Annotated in this window: 3 protein-coding genes; all 3 read right to left on the bottom strand. The window is 30.1% G+C overall.

What is annotated here, in order from left to right; translation table 11 throughout:
• Positions 1-270: 270 nt before the first annotated feature.
• Genes KI369_RS27915 through KI369_RS27905 form a run of 3 tightly spaced genes read right to left on the bottom strand, consistent with a single transcriptional unit; the run spans position 271 to position 1,071 of the window.
• Positions 271-453 carry a DUF3976 domain-containing protein gene (locus KI369_RS27915; protein WP_001178300.1) on the bottom strand — a complete coding sequence of 61 codons (183 nt, stop codon included), beginning with the start codon at positions 451-453 and terminating at the stop codon, positions 271-273.
• 28 nt (positions 454-481) lie between these two features.
• Positions 482-859 (bottom strand): permease, encoded by a 378-nt coding sequence (locus tag KI369_RS27910; protein ID WP_212958883.1) that lies wholly within the window; start codon positions 857-859, stop codon positions 482-484.
• Between the two features lie 2 nt (positions 860-861).
• Positions 862-1,071, bottom strand: coding sequence for a helix-turn-helix transcriptional regulator (locus KI369_RS27905; protein ID WP_000428510.1), 210 nt, complete (start codon positions 1,069-1,071; stop codon positions 862-864).
• Positions 1,072-1,622 lie beyond the last annotated feature (551 nt).

The following is a 1,622-nucleotide window of genomic DNA, read 5'->3' as shown; positions in this document are numbered from 1 at the left end:
CGGCAGGTTCATGCGTTACGTAGTATTCCTGCCCCTCCCATACTAACATAGGTGGCACTGGTTCTGGTTTGTTACATATTATATAAGTAATACTAGCTATAAGTAGTAGACATGTTAATAAAAAGAAGATAGTTTTTTTATTCATATACTATGCTCCCTATCTATCATTTTATTAAATTATATAATATCGATTATATGTAGTAAATGGATTTAGTGGGAATTTTCGGATTTTATAACAAAAAGAAAAACCTTACTCAAGTAAGGTTCATTCTATAGTGACTGATTTATTAAAACGATCATGACGATAATCGCTATAAACATAACAACTAAACAGCCAATCATTTTATAAAAGCCTCGTTTTGTTAACGTCCCGCCTTGAACGTCTTTACGAATAAATAAGAATACAGCTAGAAATAATACAAGTCCAATGCCAAAAGCATACATCATTTGCATATGTTAATCTTCCTTTCTCTCTTCCATCTTAATATCTTTTCGATAAAACAACAAATGAGATAAAAACTGTACTCATCGTAAGTGCCATTAGTATGTTCAATAGTTCAGTAGCGGATAGTGTAAGTATTTTTAAGTTTAAGCCAAAAGAGAAAAGAAGATAATATGCTATTAAGGCAAAAAAGGTTACGAACATTCCTTTATAACGAATGAGTTTCATTCGCTCATCTTTTTCTTTAAATTGTGGGTGTAAATAACTTAGGCAGAAACACATAATCATCATAGCAAGTAATGGATAAGTTGCTGGTGGTGGTGCAGAATGCGTCATTATTCCTGTTAGTATCATAAATCCACTCATAAATAGAAAGATAATTCCCATGATAACGAAGTACTTTTGTGAATCGTTCATCTTTACTCCTCCCCTTCTTTTCCTTCATAAATAAATACATGTTCTATCGTCGTCTGAAATGTTTTCGCGATTTCAAATGCTAACGGAAGTGATGGATCGTATTTTCCCTTTTCAATTGAAATGATGGTTTGCCTAGAAACTCCAAGTTTCTCAGCCAATTTTTCTTGAGATAGTCCAAATTTTTTTCGGTATTCGACCATTTTATTTTCCAAGGAAATTTCTCCCTCCTTCCTTATATCGAGTATATACGTAAAGGAAACTTTACGTCAAGCTTCCTTTACATTCATTTTGTTTATTTTTCGTTCTATTTATATAGAAGAAACTTTTTCATTTTCAGCACGTCTATTTTGAAATGAAACGCGGAACACTGTAAATAATCGTTACTATATCTCTTCCTCTCTTTTTTTAAAATTTAATATCTTCATATTTGTTTTATCCTTTTAAAATATTTCATTTATCCCTTTATTCCGCAAAATGTGTTATTGGTTTTACGGTGTTTTTCGGCATATTTATAGAAACTAACTGTTTATAAAGCATTTTTTATGTTTAGCAACTTTTTTTGTAGAAATCCTTCACTTTCCTTTCGATATTTAACACTATCTAAATAAAGTTTACGATAAATTCATAATTTTTTATTTTTTATACTATATTCCGTTATATTGTTGTATAATATCAATGAAAGCGCTTATTATTTCAATATACATAATTCGAACTCGTCTTTATCGAAACATTCTAACTATTATACTTATATTTGCATGCAACA

Origin of the sequence: Bacillus sanguinis (genome assembly GCF_018332475.1) — a bacterium.
GTDB lineage: Bacteria > Bacillota > Bacilli > Bacillales > Bacillaceae_G > Bacillus_A > Bacillus_A sanguinis.
This window is presented reverse-complemented; position numbering and strand designations above follow the sequence as displayed.

Excerpts from the sequence above, each read along its gene's own strand:
- KI369_RS27915 (WP_001178300.1), bottom strand. The coding sequence starts at position 453 with ATGCAAATGATGTATGCTTTTGGCATTGGACTTGTATTATTTCTAGCT.
- KI369_RS27910 (WP_212958883.1), bottom strand. The coding sequence starts at position 859 with ATGAACGATTCACAAAAGTACTTCGTTATCATGGGAATTATCTTTCTA.